Source organism: Streptomyces sp. WAC04114, assembly GCF_019733245.1.
Taxonomy (GTDB): Bacteria; Actinomycetota; Actinomycetes; order Streptomycetales; family Streptomycetaceae; genus Streptomyces; species Streptomyces massasporeus_A.
Window position 1 is genome coordinate 1 of sequence record NZ_JAIGQA010000428.1, and the last position, 504, is coordinate 504.

1 protein-coding gene and 1 pseudogene are annotated in these 504 nt (G+C 68.5%); one reads left to right on the forward strand and one right to left on the reverse strand.

Features of this window, described 5'->3' with window-relative positions; genetic code table 11:
• On the forward strand, positions 1-329 hold a 329-nt coding region (locus K4G64_RS39615; RefSeq protein WP_221760665.1), incomplete at its 5' end, for a hypothetical protein.
• A 17-nt stretch (positions 330-346) separates the two neighbouring features.
• On the opposite strand, the pseudogene K4G64_RS40940 reads toward K4G64_RS39615, so the two are convergent.
• Positions 347-504, reverse strand: a pseudogene (locus tag K4G64_RS40940) (two pore domain potassium channel family protein); the annotation flags it as partial.

Here is a 504-nt window from a genome sequence, read left to right on the forward strand (position 1 = left end):
TCTACGGTCTCTTCGCGGTGCTCCAGGGCATCGCGGCGATCGCGGGCGACGAGGTGTACACGAGCTTCGGTCAGTACTCCTTCGAGTTCGACCTGACCGCGTGGGGCTGGATCCACCTGATCGTCGGCGTGCTCGTGGTGATGGCCGGGCTCGGCCTGTTCACCGGAGCCGACTGGGCCCGGGTGGTGAGCGGGATCGTGGTCGGCCTGGCGCTGATCGCGAACTTCCTGTGGCTGCCGTACCAGCCGTTCTGGTCGATCATCATGATCGTGACCGGCCTGTTCGTCCTCTGGTCGGTGTTCAACTACCGCTCCTCCCGCCCGGTGTAGAACCGGCACCCGGCCGGTCAGGACGGCGGCGGTCGCCGGTCGCGCTCGGCGACCACGCTGTGCAGCCTGCGGGTCAGCGCGGTGGCCGCCGCCGTGAGGAAGACGAATGTGTACACGACCTGAGTGACGGTCACCAGCCGGGCCTCCTGCCCGCGCGGGGTGATGTCGCCGTAGC